A 16,515-nucleotide genomic window follows, 5' to 3' on the forward strand; every position below is an offset into this window, starting at 1 on the left:
CCGTCCCCGCCGCGCGAAGGTGGATCCATGTCCACCACTCGCACACCGCAGGCCGCCTCCGCCGACGCGACCGAGCACCCTCGCCTCCCCGAGGGCGCCGACGAGCGGTTCACGGGATTCGGCGTGCTCGGTCTGGCGTTCCACGACGGCGACTGTCTCGCGCTGCGGGTGATGACCCGGACGAGCATCGGTCCTGGCTACCGCGCGATCTGGCATCGCACTCCGGAGGGCGCCTGGCACATGTTCGTCACCACGGATCCGGCGCACAGCTGCCCGCGCTACTTCAGCACCGCCGCGACGTTCGAGCGCGTGCCGGAGATCGATCTGAGCTGGACCGATCCTGCCCGACTGCGCGTGCGGATCCCCGGCGTGCTGGACTGGGACCTCCGGCTGCGGGCGACGCCGGCGACCCGGACGATGTCGGCGCTCGGATCCTCCCTTCCTGCGGCCGCACGCCGCAGCGATCCGCTGCTCCGCGCGATGGGGCCGATGGTACGGCCGATCCTGCGCACCGGACGGATGCGCATGGCCGGCGCCGCCCCCAACCGGCAGCGCTTCCAGGTCGTCCCCACGCAGCTCTGGCGGGTCGCGGCGAGCACGGCGTCGATCCACGGCCGGGATCTCGGCCCGATCGGGGCGCTGGATCGGCAGAGCAGGCTCGGCGACTTCTGGATGCCGCAGCACGGGCTGTTCTACATCGGGGACGCGCGGTTCAGCGCCTTCGACCCGGCGGAGCACGCCGCTGTCGTCGTGCCCGCGGACGGCCGGCCCGAGGATGCGCGGCCCCGCTGATGTCTCTGGCCCTGCAGGAGCGCGTCGCCGACAATGGATCCGTGGGCGCGACAGCCGGTGCTCCGACCCGGGGCGAGATGATCGCGGCGGTCTCCGTCGCGATCGACCTGGGCCTGGGCCAGCCCGCGGAGCACATGATGCGCGCGGCGCTCCTCGCCGATCGCCTGGCCGCCCGACTGGGCCTGGACGATGGGCAGCGCGGTAGCGCCTATCAGGCGACGCTGCTGATGTGGATCGGCTGCACGGCCGACTCGCAGGAGTATGCGCGCTGGTTCGGCGATGACATCGAGGTGCGCAGCGCCTCCTATCTCGTGGACTGGTCGGGGCTGCCGTTCCTGCGCTTCCTCGTCGAACACGTCGCGCAGGGGCGCCCCCTCCGTCAGCGTGCCGCGACCCTCGCCGCGCTGATGATCGACGCGCGCGGCAGCCTCGGCACCCTGCTGCACTCGCACTGCCTCTCCGCCGCGCTGCTCGCCGAGCGACTGGGACTCCCCCGCGCGGTACAGGACGCGGTGTCCGCCGCCTTCGAGCGATACGACGGCCGGGGACTCCCGCGTGCGCTCGCCGGGGAAACGATCCCGCTCGCGACGCGGATCGCCCAGCTCGCCGACACGGCCGAGGTGCATGACCGCCTCGGCGGTGCGGAGGCGGCGGTCCGCATGGCCCGCGAGCGCCGCGGCGGACAGTTCGATCCCGCGATCGTCGATGCGTTCGTCGCCGACGCCGCAGAGCTGCTCGACATCCCGCACGGATCCGGCGCCTGGGCAGCCGCCCTGGACCGTGCGCCCGATCGGGACGACGTGCTGCTCGGCGATGAGCTCGATGCGGCCGTCGCCGCGATCGGCGACTTCGCCGACCTGAAGTGCCCGTTCCTACTGGGGCACTCGCGCGGGGTGGCCGAGATCGTGGCCGCGGCGGCCCGCGAGGTCGGCGTGCCCGTCGACGAGGTCACCGCCCTTCGGCGCGCCGCGCATCTGCACGACGTCGGCCGGCTGGGCGTGTCGAACCTGATCTGGTCCAAGCCAGATGCGCTCGACGACGGCGACTGGGAACGGGTGCGCATGCATCCCTACCTCGGCGGCCGCGTGCTCGCGCGTATTCCCGCCCTCACCGCAGAGGCCGCCCTGGTGCGCGCGCACCACGAGCACCTGGACGGCAGCGGCTATCCGGCCGGCGCGCCCGGCACGAGCCTGACCCGGTCCGACCGCCTGCTCGCTGCGGCCGTCGCGTTCCGGGCGGCCACCGAGCCGCGTCCGTACCGCGCCGCGCTCGAGCCGGACGAGGCGATCGCGCGCCTGCACCGGCGCGTGGCCGCCGGGCACCTCGACGGGGAGGCGGTCGCCGCGGTCGCATCCGCGGCGACCGGCGACCGCCGCACGCGTACGCCGCGCACCGCCCTCCCCGCCGGACTCACCCCGCGCGAAGCCGAGATCCTCACGCTCGTCGCCCAGGGCCGGAGCAACCGCGAGATCGCCGCGGCTCTGACGCTCAGCGAGAAGACGGTGCGCAACCACGTCGAGCACACCTACGCGAAGATCGGCGTCACGAACCGGGTCGGGGCGAGCCTGTTCGCGATCGACCACGGCTTCGTCGGCCGCTCGGCGTGAGCGATCGCGGATCGGAGATGTCATGACGCGAGTGCTCAGCACGGCCTACGCGGTCGTCGCCTATCTGGCCTTCCTGGTCGTGATCGTCTGGGCGGTCGCGTTCCTCGCCGACGTCGGCCCCGCCACCACCGTCGATCGCGGGCCCGCCACGGCCTGGCCGGTCGCGGCTGCCGTCGACCTGCTGCTGGTGGCCGTGTTCGCGCTGCACCACTCGGTGTTCGCCCGCGCGTCGACCAAACGGCGGTTCGCCCGGGCGCTCCCCGTGCGGGTCGAGCGTGCGACGTACGTGCTCGCGGCCAGCGCGCTGCTGGCGCTCGTGCTGTGGCAGTGGCGCCCGATCCCCGCGGCGATCTGGCGCGTGGACGCCGAGCCCTGGCGCACGGCGCTGTGGGCGGTCTGCGCACTCGGCTGGCTCATCGCGATCGGAGCCACGTTCATGATCGACCACCTGGGCTTCGTCGGGCTCCGTCAGGCCGTGTCCGGGCGTCCGCTCGCATCCGCCTTCCAGGCCCGCGGGCTCTACGCACTCGTGCGGCATCCCCTCATGCTCGGCCTGATCCTGGCGTTCTGGGTCACGCCGATCATGAGCTGGGGACATGCGCTGTTCGCGGCGGCGTTCAGCGGCTACATCGCGATCGGGATCCGGTTCGAGGAGCGCGCTCTGCGTGCTGAGCTGGGCGAGCCCTACGCGCGCTATGCCCGGCGCACGCCCGCGCTCGTGCCGGGGCTGCGTCCGGCCGCATGGCGGGGCAGCGGCTCACTCCTCACGCCGGAAGGAGCGCGGCCCCGGGGTGGTGCTCGAAGATGAGCTGGGTCTGGGTCTGGCCGAGTGCGGGCACGGATCCGAGATGCGTGCGCAGGAAGTCGCGCAATCCCGGAACGCTCTCGCAGGCGACGTGGATGACGAGGTCGTGCACGCCGCCGATCAGGTAGACCCGCTGCACGCCCGGGACCGTGCGCAGGCGGGCCGTGATGGCGGGCACCTGGTCGCGGGCATCCTCCTTGACCGCGACCATGATGAGCGCCTCCACCCCCGCCCCGACGGCGACCGGGTCGAGCTCGGCGTGGTAGCCGCGGATCACGCCGGCGTCCTCCAGCGCGCGCACGCGGCCGTGGCAGGTCGAGCGGGGAAGGCCGACCCGCGCGGCAAGCTCCTTGTTCGACAACCGCCCGTCTCGGGTCAGCTCGTCCAGGATCCGCCGGTCCGTCGGCGACAGCCGGATTCCGTCCGCCATACGCTCTCCTCACGCGACAGTGATCCGATGATTCATCGTGATTCTCGAACAATCTCGGACATCTGACGGAATCCTAGGCGATCCATCGGATTCTCGTCATCATGGATGCCGACCCCCGCATCCCGGCCGACTGCGCCGGTTCCACGACCGAGGAGGATCCCGATGACGGACACCACAGCCCCGATCACCCGCGAGCACTGCGAAGAAGCCGACCGGGTCGACCCGCTCGTCTCCCTCCGCGAGCGCTTCGCCCTTCCGGAGGGCATCGTCTATCTCGACGGCAATTCGCTCGGCGCGCTCCCCCGCGACGCGGTCGCACGCGCCGCCGACGTCGTCAGCCGCGAGTGGGGCGCCGACCTCATCGGCAGCTGGAACAAGAACCACTGGTTCGCCCTGCCCCTCCGGATCGGCGAGAAGATCGGCCGGCTCATCGGCGGCGGCGCGGGTGAGTGCGTCGCGACGGACACCACTTCGATCAACGTCTTCAAGGCGGTCTCGGCCGCGATCCGGCTGCAGCAGCATGACGCCCCGGAGCGCCGGGTCATCGTGTCGGAGCGGGAGAACTTCCCCACCGACCTCTACATCGTCGAGGGACTGATGGCCCTGCTCGATCGCGGCTACTCGCTGCGGCTGATCGACGCCCCCGAGGATCTCGACGCGGCGCTCGACGAGGACGTCGCCGTGGCGCTGCTCACCCAGGTCAACTACCGCACGGGCCACCTGTGGGACATGGCGGGGGCAACGGCGCGGATCCACGACGCGGGCGCCCTGGCCGTCTGGGACCTCTGTCACTCGGTCGGCGCGGTGCCCGTCGCCGTCGCCGATGCCGGCGCGGACTTCGCGGTCGGCTGCACCTACAAGTACCTCAACGGCGGCCCTGGATCCCCCGCGTTCTTCTGGGTCGCCGAACGCCACCTCGACCGGGTCGAGACGCCGCTCACCGGCTGGTGGGGCCACGACCGCCCGTTCGCGATGACCGACTCCTACGCCCCCGCTCAGGGTGGGCGGCGCTTCCTCGTGGGCACCCAGCCGATCCTGTCGATGGCCACCATGGAGGTCGGGCTCGACATGCACCTCGAGGTCGACCAGGAGGCACTGCGCCGCAAGTCCCTCGCGCTGACGACGCTCTTCATCCAGCTGGTGGAGACCCGGCTGGCGCACCACCCGCTCACCCTGATCACGCCGCGTGACGACGCCCGGCGCGGCAGCCACGTGTCCTTCCGCCACCCCGAGGGCTACGCGGTGATGAAGGCGCTCATCGCGAATGGCGTGATCGGCGACTACCGCGAACCGGAGGTGCTGCGATTCGGGATCACCCCGATGTATCTGGGGCACGCCGACGTGTGGGACGCCGTGGAGATCCTGCGACGGGTGCTCGACGAAGAGCTGTGGCGCGCGGCCGAGTTCCAGGAGCGCGACGCCGTCACCTGATCGGCCCGGCCGGATCCTCCGCGCGGGCCCCTATTCGCGCGCCGGGATCCGGCGGGACCGGGATCGCCCGGATCGCGCCGCACGGCCGGTGACCGCGCCTACGCTGGGGGCATGACCGCCCGGCCCGCCACGCGCCCCGTCTTCGACGACCTCGCCGACGAGTTCCTGCGCGACTATCCCCGCGGAGCGCGGCTGCTCGCCGTGGGCAGCCCGTCGGCGGAGCGCTCGGCCGCCGTCGCGGAAGAACTCGGCGACGTGCTGCGAGCCCGGGGCATCGAGGTGGCCGTCGTCGCGCAGGAGGACCGCGATGAGGCCGGCCTGCGGTCGGACATCGTGATGCCGTTCCGTGACGCGCAGGCGGACGCCGTCCAGATCGTCTCGGGCACGACCAGCCTGCTCGCCGAGCGCACCCGCGGGCTGTGGCACTTCTCGGTCTGGCTCATCGACGGCGATGAGGTGCCGCACACGGCGGCGACCGCGCTGGTCGACGTGACGGATCCGGAGGTGCCCACGCGGCGCCTGGCCGACTACTGCGCCGTCCCGCCGTCGTTCCTGACGTGACGGCGACCGGATAGCCCCCGCGGACGCTGACGAATGCCGGATCCGGCGGTCGCCGTCGTATGCCCGATCCGACATACGCACCTGTTCGCCACGACGGAGAACGACGCCTGTGCTTTGTACGTCATGGCCATTTCTCACGACAGGCGCGCGAGTACGCTGGTGGCGTGACCGAACGCGCACCTCTCTCCCGCAAACTCTCCGCCATCGCCGAGTCCGCCACGCTGAAGGTGGACGCCAAGGCCAAGGCCCTCAAGGCCGAGGGCAAGCCCGTCGTCTCGTACGCCGCGGGTGAGCCCGACTTCGCCACCCCGCAGTTCATCGTGGACGCGGCGGCGGAGGCCCTCGCGAACCCCGCGAACTACCGCTACACCCCTGCCGCCGGCCTGCCCGAGCTGCGCGAGGCGATCGCCGCGAAGACGCTGCGCGACTCGGGCCTCGAAGTCTCGCCGAGCCAGGTCATCGTCACGAACGGCGGCAAGCAGTCCGTCTACCAGGCGTTCCAGGCCGTCGTGAACCCCGGCGATGAGGTGCTGCTGCCGGCGCCGTACTGGACGACCTACCCCGAGGCGATCCGCCTCGCCGACGGCGTGCCGGTCGAGGTCTTCGCCGGCGCGGACCAGGAGTACAAGGTCACCGTCGACCAGCTCGAGGCCGCGCGCACCGACCGAACGACCGTGCTGGTGTTCGTGTCGCCGTCCAACCCGACCGGATCCGTCTACTCGCCCGAGGAGACCGCCGCGATCGCCGCATGGGCACTCGAGCACGGGGTCTGGATCATCTCGGACGAGATCTACCAGAACCTCACCTACGAGGGCGTCAAGGCGACCTCGGTGGTCGAGGCGCTGCCCGAGGTCGCCGGTCAGACCATCCTCGTCAACGGCGTCGCGAAGACGTACGCCATGACCGGCTGGCGCGTGGGCTGGATGGTCGGGCCCGCCGACGCCATCAAGATCGCCGGCAACCTGCAGTCGCACCTGACGAGCAACGTGAACAACGTCGCCCAGCGCGCCGCGATCGCCGCCCTCAACGGCCCGCAGACCGAGGCCGAGCAGTTCCGCGAGGCGTTCGACCGCCGCCGCAAGCTCATCGTGTCCGAGCTGTCCAAGATCGACGGCCTCGTGGTGCCGAACCCGACCGGCGCGTTCTACGTATACCCCGATGTGCAGGGCCTGCTCGGGCGCACCTGGGGCGGGGTGACTCCGACGACCTCGCTCGAGCTCGCCGATCTCATCCTCGACCAGGCCGAGGTGGCCGTGGTGCCCGGCGAGGCGTTCGGCCCGTCCGGCTACATCCGCATGTCGTACGCGCTCGGCGACGATCAGCTCCTCGAGGGCGTGCAGCGCCTGCAGCGCCTGTTCGCGTCCTGAGCCTCGGTGGGCGTCCGCGGCGTCTGCGGTCAGCCCGATTCACCCCCTCGCACCGTCTTCGCCCCCTCTGAGCAGCGCGTCTCAGAGGGGGCGAAGACCTTCAAAGGGGGCGAAGACGCACGCGGGGCGCTCAGTCCTCGTAGCCGATGAGCCAGCGCACGCCGAAGCGATCCACGAGCGTGCCGTCGTGCGCACCCCATGGCCGCTCCTGCAGCGGATCGATCACTCGACCGCCGTCGCCGAGCTGCGCGAACCAGCGGGTGAGGGTCTCCGGATCCGCCGTGCCGAGCAGGGAGAAGTACATCCCGTTCATGTGCACCGCGTCCTCGTCCGGCGCGGCATCGGCGCCGGCGAGCTCGACCGGGCCACGGACCAGCATGCCGTGGGCGATGGCATCCCCCGGGCCGTCCGCACGCCCGAATTCGGCGTAGGTGTGCATCACCGCTTCGCCGCCGAAGATCGCCTGGTAGAAGGGCAGCGCGTCGACGGCGGTGCCGGGGAACAGGATGTAGGGCACGAGTCCGGTCATCCTGCGAGCGTACGCCCCGGCGTCGACCTCAGCCGAGGAGCAGGACGGCGCCGAGGAGCACAGGGACGCATCCGATCGTCGTGAGGAACACCGTGTCACGGGACGTCGCCTCGCCGACGCCGTAGCGCTGGGAGTAGTTGAACACGTTCTGCGCGGTCGGCAGCGCCGCCAGTACGACCACGATCAGCACCGCGTGCGCAGACAGGCCGAACACGAACTGCGCCAGCAGCCAGGCGAGCACGGGCATGGCAAGCAGCTTCAGCGCGCTCGCCAGCAGCACATCCCGGCGATGTCCGGCCGCACCGAGCACCCTCTGGCCGTGCAGCGAGATGCCGTAGCTGATCAGCAGCACCGGCACGCAGGCGTTCGCGAGCAGGGTGATCGGTTCGATGACGATCGGGGGCAGCTCGATGTCCAGCACCGAGACCAACGTGCCGAGCGCGGAACCCAGGATGATCGGGTTGGTCGCCGTGCGCACCACCGTGCGCCACACCGACGTGCGGCCGGCGGTGACGGTGTCGAGGATGGTCAGCGAGATCGGCGTGAACACCAGGAGCTGCATGAGGATCACCGGCGCCGGATAGGCGGCGCTGCCGAGCAGGTAGAGGGACAGCGGGATGCCGATGTTGTTCGAATTCACCTGCCCCGCCGAGAGCGCTCCGATCACGGTCTCGCCGACGCTGCGCTTCCAGACGACCCTCGCCACCAGCGCGTACACCGCGATCACGACCGCTGCGGCGATCGCGGACACCGGCAGCAGGGCGGAGAACAGCACGTGCGCGTCGGCCCGGGCCAGCACCGAGAACAGCAGGAACGGCGACAGCACGAAGAACGTCAGCCGGCTCAGGACCTCGCGAGCATGCGGGCCCAGCAGGTCGATGCGACCGATCACGTACCCGACGAGGATCGCGAGGCCGACGACGGCGAAGCCGGTGAGGGTCGCGAGCACCCGTCGCCCTAGAGCTCGACGTCGACGAGCACCGGCTCGGGCTGCAGCAGCAGGCCGAACTCGGAATGCACCCGGTTCTGGATGAACCGGGCGAGCTCGGCGATCTCCCCCGCCGTCGCCCCGCCGCGGTTCGTGAGCGCGAGCGCGTGCTTCGTGGAGACCCCGGCGCGCGAACGCGGCAGCTTGAATCCCTTGCGGATGCCGGCGTGCTCGATGAGCCAGGCCGCGCTCACCTTCACGTCGCTCGGCGGCGCCTCGGGCTCGGGGGCGAGGCCGTAGTACGAGTCCAGGGGGATCACCGTGACCGTGTCGAGGTCGGGTGTCACCGGCCAGCGCGGGCACTCGGGCGGAAGCGTGCGTGCCGTCGCCTCGGAGACGATCGCGTTCTGGAAGAAGGATCCGGCGCCGTGGGTATCCGGATCCGCGGGGTCGAAGAGCATTCCCTTGGCCGCACGAGTGGAGAGGATCCGCTGCCGTACCCAGGCGAGCGGTACCGGCTCGTCGCTCGTGAGCTGCAGCGCACGGCGCAGCTGCTCGCCGCGCACCACGCGCCCGGCATCCCCCGTGACCGCGAGATCGAGCGTGACGGAGAGGATCACGGCGCGGCGTTCGGCGACGGATCCGTAGTGGTGCTTGAGCACCGAGGTGCGGAAGCCGAGACCGAGCTCGGAGGCCGGAGTCACGACGACCTCGCCCGAGTGCTCGTCGAGCAGCTCGACCTCGACGAGGGTCTCCTGGATCTCCTGGCCGTACGCGCCGATGTTCTGCACGGGGGCTGCGCCGACGGTGCCGGGAATCCCGGACATCGCCTCGACGCCCGCGTAGCCGTGCTCGACCGCATAGGCGACAAGCGCGTCCCAGTCGTGCCCGGCCTGCGCGCGCAGCCGGATCCGACCGGGATGCGGAGACGGGAACTCCTCGATGCCGCTCGTGCGGATGCGGATCACGGTGCCGTCGAAGGGCGCGTCCCCCGCGAAGAGGTTCGATCCGCCGCCCAGCACGAACCATGCGTCACCGGTCGCCCACACGTCGCGGAGCACGGCGACCAGTTCGTCCTCGGTGGCGGCATCGATCATCCGCGCCGGCGCCGCACCGGTCTGCAGCGTGGTCAGCTCGGCAAGACGCACGGACAAGATCTCCGCCATGTCAGAGCGAGTCCGCCGCGACGCGCAGCTGCGCCTTGACGAGCACCGTGGTGTCGGCGTGCTTGACGACGAGGTCGATCCGCACTGCGGTCTCGTCGAGCGCACCGACCTTGGCCGTGATCGCGACGTCGGCGCCGTGCTGCGGGTCGACCACGACCGGGCGGGCGAAGCGCACGCCGTAGTCCAGGACCCGCGCCGTGCCGGGAAGCGCGGCGATCGCGACGGACGAGGCGACGCCCATGGTGAGCATGCCGTGTGCGAGCACGCCCGGCAGACCGACCTCGGCGGCGACGTCGTCACGGTAGTGGATCGGGTTGAAGTCGCCGGATGCGCCGGCGTAGCGCACCAGCGACTCGCGCGTGAGGTGCACGGTGCGCTCCGCGATGATGTCTCCGACGTTCACGCGGCGGCCTCCTCTTCCTCGGCGGGCGCATCGCTCACGAGCAGCACCGACGTGGCGGTGACGACATGCTCGCCCGCGGCGTCGCGGATCTCGGCGTCGCTGGTGATCATCGCCGCAGGGCCCATCGCACGGATCCCGGTGACGGTCAGCTGCGCGGTGAGCTCGTCCCCGGCGACGATCGGACGCGTGTAGGAGAAGCGCTGCTCGGCGTGGATCGTGCGCGACAGCACGATCCCGGAGTCCTCCAGACCGAGCAGCTGCTGCAGCGTGAGGTCCTGGATGACCATCGCGAAGGTGGGCGGAGCGACGACGTCGGCGAACCCGAGCACCCGAGCTGCCTCGACGTCGGTGTGCTGCGGAGCATCGGCGAGGACGGCGCGCGCGAACTCGCGCACCTTCTCACGACCGACGAGGTACGGGGCCGTCGGCGGGAACTCCCGGCCGACCAGTTCAGGATTCACGGGCACCCCTCGATCCTACCGAGCGGGGCTGATCCCTCGCCGAGCAGGGGCGCCTCAGCCGCGGCCGCTGATGAGCGCGGGCGAGATCGGAGCACCATGCGGCGTGGCCTGAGGCTCGGACGAGACGAGACCGGCCGCGATCGCCAGCACGCGCGCAGCCAGCGGACGCGCCCTGCACCCGTCCAGCAGCGCCGACATCGTGACGCCGTCACGACCGGCGATCCCCTGGATCAGGCCGTCTGCGAACAGCGACGCCGCGCCGATCCGCTGCTGCCCGGCGACCTGCGCACGCACGGCCTGCTCACCGCCTGCCCGGTCCCCGGCGAGGAGGGCCGCAGCCCCTGTGAGCGGGAGCGGGGCGAGCCAGGAGTCCTCGACGGCCACCAGCGCATCCGTTCCGCAGAGCGCGATGGCGGCCGCCCCTGTGCCTTCGCCGAGCAGAAGCGTGACCGAGGGCACCGGCAGCGATGCGGATGCGGCGAGGGTCAGCGCGACCTCCTGGGCGATCCCTTCCTCCTCTGCCGAGGAGGAGACTTCGGCACCGGATGTGTCGGCGACGGCGACCACCGGGACGCCCAGGGCGGCGGCGAGCGCCATGGCCCGGCGTGCGGCGACGATGTCCGCGACCGTGGTCGCCGTGCGGCGAGTGCGATCCTGCCCGATGAGGAGAAAGGCCGCCGTCCCCGATCGCGCCCACCCGGTGATGAGTTCACCCGGTCCGCCGCGGCGGCCGACGAATTCGTCGCAGGCCGCGATGAACTCCCCCAGCGCGGGCCGGCCGGGACGCGCCGCGTTCTGCACCGCCGCCCAATCCGCGCCGGACGGGACCCCTGTCCTCGTGGCTGCGGCCGGCGAGACGGCGTCGCCGACAGGGTCTGCTGCGACCGCACCGTCCGCGGTCGCGAAGACCGCGAGCAGGCGCGCGGCGCGGTCGCGGAACCCGGCGGCGTCCACCACCGCGTCGAGGCGCTCGTGCGCCCGGAGGTTCTCCGCGGTCTGCACGCCCTCGGAGATCGATGGCGCACCGCCGTGTTCGGCGAGCGCCGCGACGACCCTGGGGCCGAGCAGCCCGACCAGCGCGCCGGGCTCCGCGCTCACGTCGTGCGCGAGCGACGCCCAGGATGCGTACACGCCGCCCGTCGTGGGGTGCCGCAGATGAGCGAGGTAGGGCAGGCCTTCGGCGCGGTAGGCCCCGACCGCGGTGGTGATCGTGCGCATGGTCAGGAAGGCAGCGGCGCCTTCCTGCATGCGGGTGCCACCCGACGCGAGCCCGGCGAGCACCGGGATCCGCTCCCGGCGCGCGCGGTCGAACAGCGCGACGACGCGCTCGGCCGTCGCGACGCCGATCGAGCCGCCGAGGAACCCGAACTCGCTCACGATCACCGCGACCGTGCGGCCCCGGACAGATCCGCTGCCGGTGCGCACCGCCTCGTCCGCGCCGGTCCGCGCGGCCGCCCGCGCGAGCACGTCGCGGTAATCCGCGTCCGCCGGCACGCCGATCGCGCCATCCCAGGAGCGGAACGACCCGGGGTCGAGGACGTCGTCGAGCCAGCCGTCCGCCGTGCTCACGACGCGAGCCATTCCCTGATCGACTGGGTGTGCTCGCCGAGCAGCGGCGGCGCATCGTGCTGAACGCGCCCGGTCTCGGTGCCGTCGAAGTCGAACATCCGCAACGGCCCGCCCTGCAGGGTGAGGTCCCCCAGGACGTCGTGGTGCACGCCCAGGGCGAGGCCCTGACTGAGCGCCTGATCCCAGGCGAACACCTCGTCGACCGTGCGCACCTTGCCCGCGGGCACGCCCGCGGCGCCGAGCGTCTCGAGCAGCTCATCACGCGAGCTCCTCGAGAACGCGGCCTCGATGTGGGCGATCAGGGCGTCCCGGTCGGCCACCCGCCGGCCGTTCGTCCCCCAGCGCTCCTCTTCGGGATCCACGCCGACGATCGGTGCGAACGCCCGCCACAGCGCGTCCGATCCGACCGAGATCTGCACGACGCCGTCGTTGCAGCGGAAGGCGCCGTACGGCGCGATCGACGGATGCTGGTTGCCGATCGCTCGGGGAGACTCCCCGCCCACGGTCCATCGGGTCGCCTGGAACGCCAGGACTCCGACGATCGACGACAGCAACGAGGTGCGCACGACACTCCCCCGGCCGGTGCGCTCGCGCTCGACGAGGCCGGCGAGCACGCCGACCACGCCGTGGATCCCGCCGAGGAGATCCCCGATGGGTACACCCACCTTCTGCGGAGTCGCGGCGTCTGCACCGGTCAGCGACATCAGCCCCGCCTCCCCCTGCAGGATCTGGTCGTACCCGGCACGACGCGCCTCGGGGCCGTCGTGGCCGAATCCGCTGATCGAGAGCAGCACGAGCCGCGGGTTCAGTTCTTCCAGCCGGGCCGGATCGAAGCCGAGCCGGTCCAGCGTTCCGGGCCGGAAGTTCTCGATCAGGACATCGGCGCGTCGGACCAGCTCGGTGAGCATCGCCCGATCGGCGTCGTCCTTGAGATCGAGGGCCACCGACTCCTTGTTCCGGTTGCAGGAGAGGAAGTAGGTGGACACCTGCTCCTCCCCCGCCGTGACGAACGGCGGACCCCAGGCCCGGGAGTCGTCGCCGCCGTCCGGCCGCTCCACCTTGATCACCCGAGCGCCCAGGTCGCCGAGCATCATGCCCGCGTGCGGTCCGGCGAGCGCACGGGACAGATCCACGACCAGCATCCCGTCCAGGGGACCGCTCACGAACCGACCTCGACTTCCTCCGCCGGGATCTCGTCGGTCGCGATGCCCGCACGCGGCCCACGAGTGATCCGTACGATCGCCTCGACGACGCCGAACACGACGACGTTGAGTACGAGGCCCAGGAAGCCGTTGTCCCAGGAGCCCAGCGGGATGTTCGCGAACGTGGTGACGGCGACGAACAGGGTGCCGGCGACGAGACCGGACGAGACCGCGACGGTGCTCACGCGCACCCGTCGGCCGAGACCGGCGGCCACCGCCGGAGCCATCTGCGCGAGCCCTCCGTACGTGAGCAGCAGCAGTGCGCCGATGTCGCTCTTGATCAAGCCGAAGGCGAGGGCGAGCCCCATCGCCGCGACGATCACGACCCGGGTGGTGATGAACCGGCCGCGCTCGGAGAGGCGGTAGGTCACGTTGTTGGCGACGAGGGAGCCGATGCCCATCGAGATCGCGGCGGCGGGCACCATGGCGGCAGCGGCGCCGAACACGGCGACCACTGCCACGAGCCACTCGGGCAGCGCCTGCTGCGCGGCGGTGAACAGCACCTGGTTCGGGATCGTGGTGGCCGGGATCTTCAGCACTGCGACCATGCCGACGGTGACCGGCAGGAACAGCAGCAGCTGGTACACGGCGAGCCACTTGGCGTTGCTGCGCACGACGTTGCCGCTCTTCGCCGCGAGCATCGGCGGCCACAGGTGCGGGAAGGTCTGGAAGCCGGCACCGATCACCGTGATCGCGACCGAGGTGACCCACCAGATCGCGTCGAAGCCGGGCGCGTGCGTGGTGAGCAGGGTGTCGTTCGCCTTCGCGACCTGCGCGAACACCTCGGGGAAGCTGCCGGCTGCCGCGACCACGCCGACCGTGACCACGACCAGCGCGATCAGCATCCCGAAGTCCTTGAAGATCGAGACACGGGCGATGCCGCGGATGCCGCCCCACAGCACGAACACGATCACCAGGGCACTGGCGAGCACCATGCTGAGCCCACGGGCCGAGGCGGAGCCGGTCGCGAGCTGGACGATCAGTCCGAGACCCGTGAGCTGCAGCTCCAGGTACGGGATCAGGAACAGCGCACCGACGACGGCGACGATCACGCTCAGCGTCCGCGAGCGGAAACGGTCGCGGAAGAAGTCGGCCATCGTGAGATAGCCGCGCGACGCGGCGATGTTGCGGATCCGCGGGGAGACGAAGTACTGGATCGACAGGCACGCGGTGAGGTAGCCGATCGCGTAGGTCGCGCTCACGCCGCCGACGAACGCGAGCCCGGCCAGGCCCAGGAAGCTGAACGTCGTCAGCGACTCTCCCGCCTGCAGGAACCACGAGGTCCACACCGGCAGCTTGCGCCCGGCGACCAGCCACCCGGACATGCTCTTCTCCCGGCGGCGCCCGGCGACGCCGATGAGACCGATCAAGACGATGCCGACGACGATGATGACGGTCATCATGCGTGCTCACCACCGATCGCGGACTCGGCGGGCGTCGACTCGCCGTGCTCGCGCACCTGACGCCGGATGCCGGCGTCGACCACGTTCAGCAGGGCGACGGTGAGCACGACGTTGAAGGCCATCCACACCAGTACGGCGGGCACACCCCACCACAGCGTGGGCGTCGCGGCGAACGGCAGGAACGGCGTGATCAGGATCAGCAGGACCGGAATGCCGGCGACCGCCACGCGGGCGGGGGTCGCGATGCGCCCGGTGACGCGGATCGCGCCGGTGGGCGTATCCGGCGTCTCAGCACCGGAGATGGACGAGGTCATGGGTGTTCTCCTTCGAACAACGGTGGAACGGTCGGGTGGGGTTGAGGATCTGAGGGATCGGGATGAGTCGGACGTCAGGAGGCGGCGTGCGATGCCGATGCTGCGGCGGGAACCGCGAGCAGCGTCTCGATGGCCTTCGCGAGTTCGAGCAGCTCGACGTCCTGGCGGGGGCCCGCGAGCAGTTGGGCGCCGACCGGCAGGCGACCGGCGTAGCCGGCCGGGAGAGACAGCGCAGGAACGCCGAGCGGCGTGAACAGCCAGGCGGCGCGCATCCAGTCGAGGTAGTCGGTCATCCGCGTGCCCGCGACCTCACGGGGCCAGTCCCACTCGACGGGGAACGGAAGCATCTGCGTGACGGGGGCGAGCACCACATCCGTGTCGGCGAAATAACGCGCCGCGGCCCTGGTCAGACGCGTGACCTCGCCGTAGGCGCGCATCACGTCCGGTCCGCTCACCTTCTCGCCCTCGCGGATGTTGCCGGCGACGAAGTCGTTGAAGTTCTCGGGCTCGGCCTCCAGCAGCGCGCCCCAGCCGGCGTTGAACGCCGCGGCGCGCAGGGTGCGGAACGCCTCATCCGCGCCGCTCAGATCGGGACAGCCGATCTCGACGATCGCCCCGGCCGCCTCCAGTGCACGGGCCGCCTCGTCGAGCACTGCGCGCACGGCGGGCTCCACGACCACGCAACCGCCGAGGTCGGCGGCATAGGCGATGCGGACACCGGCGAGATCGCGCTCACGGAGCTCGCGCAGGCGGGCACGATCGAGCTCCGGAGCGCACGGCACGTCCCGCGTCTCGCCGTTCATGACCGACAGGAGCAGTGCGGTGTCGTCGATGGTGCGCGCCATCGGCCCCGCGGTCGCCAGCGGGTCGAAGACGTTCGGGCTGTCCGCGTTGGGGACGACCCCGGGCGTCGGACGCATACCCACCACGCCGCAGAATGCGGCGGGATTGCGCAGGGATCCGCCCATGTCGCTGCCGTCGGCGATCGCCGTGAACCGCGCGGCCAGCGCGGCGGCGGCTCCGCCGCTCGAACCGCCGGCCGACCGGGACGGATCATGCGGATTGCGGGTGACACCGTAGACCTCGTTGGCACTGTGCGATCCGGCCGCGAGCTCGGGGATGTTCGTCTTGCCGTAGAACACCGCTCCGGCTTCGCGCATCCGTGCGATGTGCAGATCGTCATGGTCCGAGATGCTGCCGGCGAAATGGCGGTGTCCGAGGGTGTTCGGGAAACCGGTTACGTGCCCGAAGTCCTTCACCGCGGTCGGCACGCCGTGCAGCGCGCCGCGACGCTCCGGTGCCAGGCCGTCCACGCGGCGTGCATGCTCGTGCGCCAGTTCCTCGTCGAGGGCGACGACGGCGTTGATCTCACCGTTGCGCCGGGACACCTCGGCGAGGTGCGCGTCGAGCAACTCCACCGCCGTGAGCTCGCCGCTGCGTGTCAGACGGGCCTGCTCCTTGGCACTGAGCCCCACGAGCTCGCCGGATTCAACCACTTCAACTCCATTTCGCACCACTCTGTGCCAGATTCGATGCCTTGATGCATC

The 16,515-nt window shown here is 71.4% G+C and carries 17 protein-coding genes; 6 read left to right on the plus strand and 11 right to left on the minus strand.

Annotated elements, in window-relative coordinates; genetic code table 11:
- Window positions 1-27: 27 nt before the first annotated feature.
- From ACTJI8_RS11425 to ACTJI8_RS11435, 3 genes are read left to right on the plus strand one after another with little or no spacing between them, the layout of a single operon-like run.
- A complete protein-coding gene (locus tag ACTJI8_RS11425) occupies window positions 28-792 on the plus strand; it encodes a hypothetical protein (protein WP_440733559.1) in 765 nt (254 codons plus the stop codon).
- Entirely contained in the window at window positions 792-2,399 is a 1,608-nt protein-coding gene (locus ACTJI8_RS11430; RefSeq protein WP_440733560.1) for an HD domain-containing phosphohydrolase, read from the plus strand. Before ACTJI8_RS11425 ends, ACTJI8_RS11430 begins: the two co-directional genes overlap by 1 nt.
- 22 nt (window positions 2,400-2,421) lie before the next feature.
- Window positions 2,422-3,207 carry a methyltransferase family protein gene (locus tag ACTJI8_RS11435; protein WP_440733561.1) on the plus strand — a complete coding sequence of 262 codons (786 nt, stop codon included), beginning with the start codon at window positions 2,422-2,424 and terminating at the stop codon, window positions 3,205-3,207.
- On the opposite strand, the gene ACTJI8_RS11440 is transcribed toward ACTJI8_RS11435, so the two are convergent.
- Window positions 3,164-3,634 (minus strand): Lrp/AsnC family transcriptional regulator, encoded by a 471-nt coding sequence (locus ACTJI8_RS11440; RefSeq protein WP_440733562.1) that lies wholly within the window; start codon window positions 3,632-3,634, stop codon window positions 3,164-3,166. The two genes, ACTJI8_RS11435 and ACTJI8_RS11440, sit on opposite strands and share 44 nt — an antisense overlap.
- 162 nt (window positions 3,635-3,796) lie before the next feature.
- Between ACTJI8_RS11440 and kynU the strand changes: the two genes are divergently transcribed.
- The 3 genes from kynU to ACTJI8_RS11455 all read left to right on the plus strand — a co-directional run bounded on the left by kynU (window position 3,797) and on the right by ACTJI8_RS11455 (window position 6,993).
- Window positions 3,797-5,065, plus strand: a complete 1,269-nt coding sequence (gene kynU, locus ACTJI8_RS11445; protein WP_440733563.1) for a kynureninase — start codon at window positions 3,797-3,799, stop codon at window positions 5,063-5,065.
- 111 nt (window positions 5,066-5,176) lie between these two features.
- The gene (locus ACTJI8_RS11450) at window positions 5,177-5,626 is read left to right on the plus strand and encodes a hypothetical protein (protein WP_440733564.1); all 450 of its coding nucleotides are present in this window, start codon (window positions 5,177-5,179) and stop codon (window positions 5,624-5,626) included.
- 164 nt (window positions 5,627-5,790) lie between these two features.
- A complete protein-coding gene (locus tag ACTJI8_RS11455) occupies window positions 5,791-6,993 on the plus strand; it encodes a pyridoxal phosphate-dependent aminotransferase (RefSeq protein WP_440733565.1) in 1,203 nt (400 codons plus the stop codon).
- A 130-nt stretch (window positions 6,994-7,123) separates the two neighbouring features.
- Here ACTJI8_RS11455 and ACTJI8_RS11460 read toward each other — a convergent pair whose 3' ends face one another.
- The 10 genes from ACTJI8_RS11460 to ACTJI8_RS11505 form a co-directional block, all read right to left on the minus strand.
- Window positions 7,124-7,522, minus strand: coding sequence for a VOC family protein (locus tag ACTJI8_RS11460; protein ID WP_440733566.1), 399 nt, complete (start codon window positions 7,520-7,522; stop codon window positions 7,124-7,126).
- 28 nt (window positions 7,523-7,550) lie between these two features.
- Entirely contained in the window at window positions 7,551-8,471 is a 921-nt protein-coding gene (locus ACTJI8_RS11465; RefSeq protein ID WP_440733567.1) for an AEC family transporter, read from the minus strand.
- 8 nt (window positions 8,472-8,479) lie between these two features.
- Window positions 8,480-9,616, minus strand: coding sequence for a UDP-N-acetylmuramate dehydrogenase (locus ACTJI8_RS11470; protein WP_440733568.1), 1,137 nt, complete (start codon window positions 9,614-9,616; stop codon window positions 8,480-8,482).
- Window position 9,617: 1 nt separating this feature from the next.
- Window positions 9,618-10,019 carry a MaoC/PaaZ C-terminal domain-containing protein gene (locus tag ACTJI8_RS11475; RefSeq protein ID WP_440733569.1) on the minus strand — a complete coding sequence of 134 codons (402 nt, stop codon included), beginning with the start codon at window positions 10,017-10,019 and terminating at the stop codon, window positions 9,618-9,620.
- Window positions 10,016-10,486, minus strand: coding sequence for an FAS1-like dehydratase domain-containing protein (locus tag ACTJI8_RS11480; protein WP_440733570.1), 471 nt, complete (start codon window positions 10,484-10,486; stop codon window positions 10,016-10,018). The genes ACTJI8_RS11475 and ACTJI8_RS11480 overlap by 4 nt, the downstream gene beginning before the upstream one ends.
- 48 nt (window positions 10,487-10,534) lie before the next feature.
- The gene (locus tag ACTJI8_RS11485; protein ID WP_440733571.1) at window positions 10,535-12,049 is read right to left on the minus strand and encodes a carboxyl transferase domain-containing protein; all 1,515 of its coding nucleotides are present in this window, start codon (window positions 12,047-12,049) and stop codon (window positions 10,535-10,537) included.
- Window positions 12,046-13,191, minus strand: coding sequence for a CaiB/BaiF CoA transferase family protein (locus ACTJI8_RS11490; RefSeq protein ID WP_440733649.1), 1,146 nt, complete (start codon window positions 13,189-13,191; stop codon window positions 12,046-12,048). Before ACTJI8_RS11490 ends, ACTJI8_RS11485 begins: the two co-directional genes overlap by 4 nt.
- A 17-nt stretch (window positions 13,192-13,208) precedes the next feature.
- On the minus strand, window positions 13,209-14,654 hold the full coding sequence (locus ACTJI8_RS11495) for a sodium:solute symporter family protein (protein ID WP_440733572.1): 1,446 nt from the start codon (window positions 14,652-14,654) through the stop codon (window positions 13,209-13,211).
- Complete coding sequence (locus ACTJI8_RS11500) at window positions 14,651-14,968, minus strand: hypothetical protein (RefSeq protein ID WP_440733573.1); 318 nt, start codon at window positions 14,966-14,968, stop codon at window positions 14,651-14,653. Before ACTJI8_RS11500 ends, ACTJI8_RS11495 begins: the two co-directional genes overlap by 4 nt.
- A 74-nt stretch (window positions 14,969-15,042) precedes the next feature.
- Window positions 15,043-16,464, minus strand: a complete 1,422-nt coding sequence (locus ACTJI8_RS11505; RefSeq protein WP_440733574.1) for an amidase — start codon at window positions 16,462-16,464, stop codon at window positions 15,043-15,045.
- Between the last annotated feature and the right edge of the window lie 51 nt (window positions 16,465-16,515).

Source organism: Microbacterium sp. 22303 (assembly GCF_052045265.1).
GTDB lineage: Bacteria > Actinomycetota > Actinomycetes > Actinomycetales > Microbacteriaceae > Microbacterium.

Coding starts and splice junctions, on each gene's coding strand:
- ACTJI8_RS11495 (WP_440733572.1), bottom strand. CDS start 14,654: ATGATGACCGTCATCATCGTCGTCGGCATCGTCTTGATCGGTCTCATC.
- kynU (WP_440733563.1), top strand. CDS start 3,797: ATGACGGACACCACAGCCCCGATCACCCGCGAGCACTGCGAAGAAGCC.
- ACTJI8_RS11430 (WP_440733560.1), top strand. CDS start 792: ATGTCTCTGGCCCTGCAGGAGCGCGTCGCCGACAATGGATCCGTGGGC.
- ACTJI8_RS11490 (WP_440733649.1), bottom strand. CDS start 13,191: ATGCTGGTCGTGGATCTGTCCCGTGCGCTCGCCGGACCGCACGCGGGC.
- ACTJI8_RS11435 (WP_440733561.1), top strand. CDS start 2,422: ATGACGCGAGTGCTCAGCACGGCCTACGCGGTCGTCGCCTATCTGGCC.
- ACTJI8_RS11470 (WP_440733568.1), bottom strand. CDS start 9,616: ATGGCGGAGATCTTGTCCGTGCGTCTTGCCGAGCTGACCACGCTGCAG.
- ACTJI8_RS11425 (WP_440733559.1), top strand. CDS start 28: ATGTCCACCACTCGCACACCGCAGGCCGCCTCCGCCGACGCGACCGAG.
- ACTJI8_RS11460 (WP_440733566.1), bottom strand. CDS start 7,522: ATGACCGGACTCGTGCCCTACATCCTGTTCCCCGGCACCGCCGTCGAC.
- ACTJI8_RS11500 (WP_440733573.1), bottom strand. CDS start 14,968: ATGACCTCGTCCATCTCCGGTGCTGAGACGCCGGATACGCCCACCGGC.
- ACTJI8_RS11450 (WP_440733564.1), top strand. CDS start 5,177: ATGACCGCCCGGCCCGCCACGCGCCCCGTCTTCGACGACCTCGCCGAC.
- ACTJI8_RS11440 (WP_440733562.1), bottom strand. CDS start 3,634: ATGGCGGACGGAATCCGGCTGTCGCCGACGGACCGGCGGATCCTGGAC.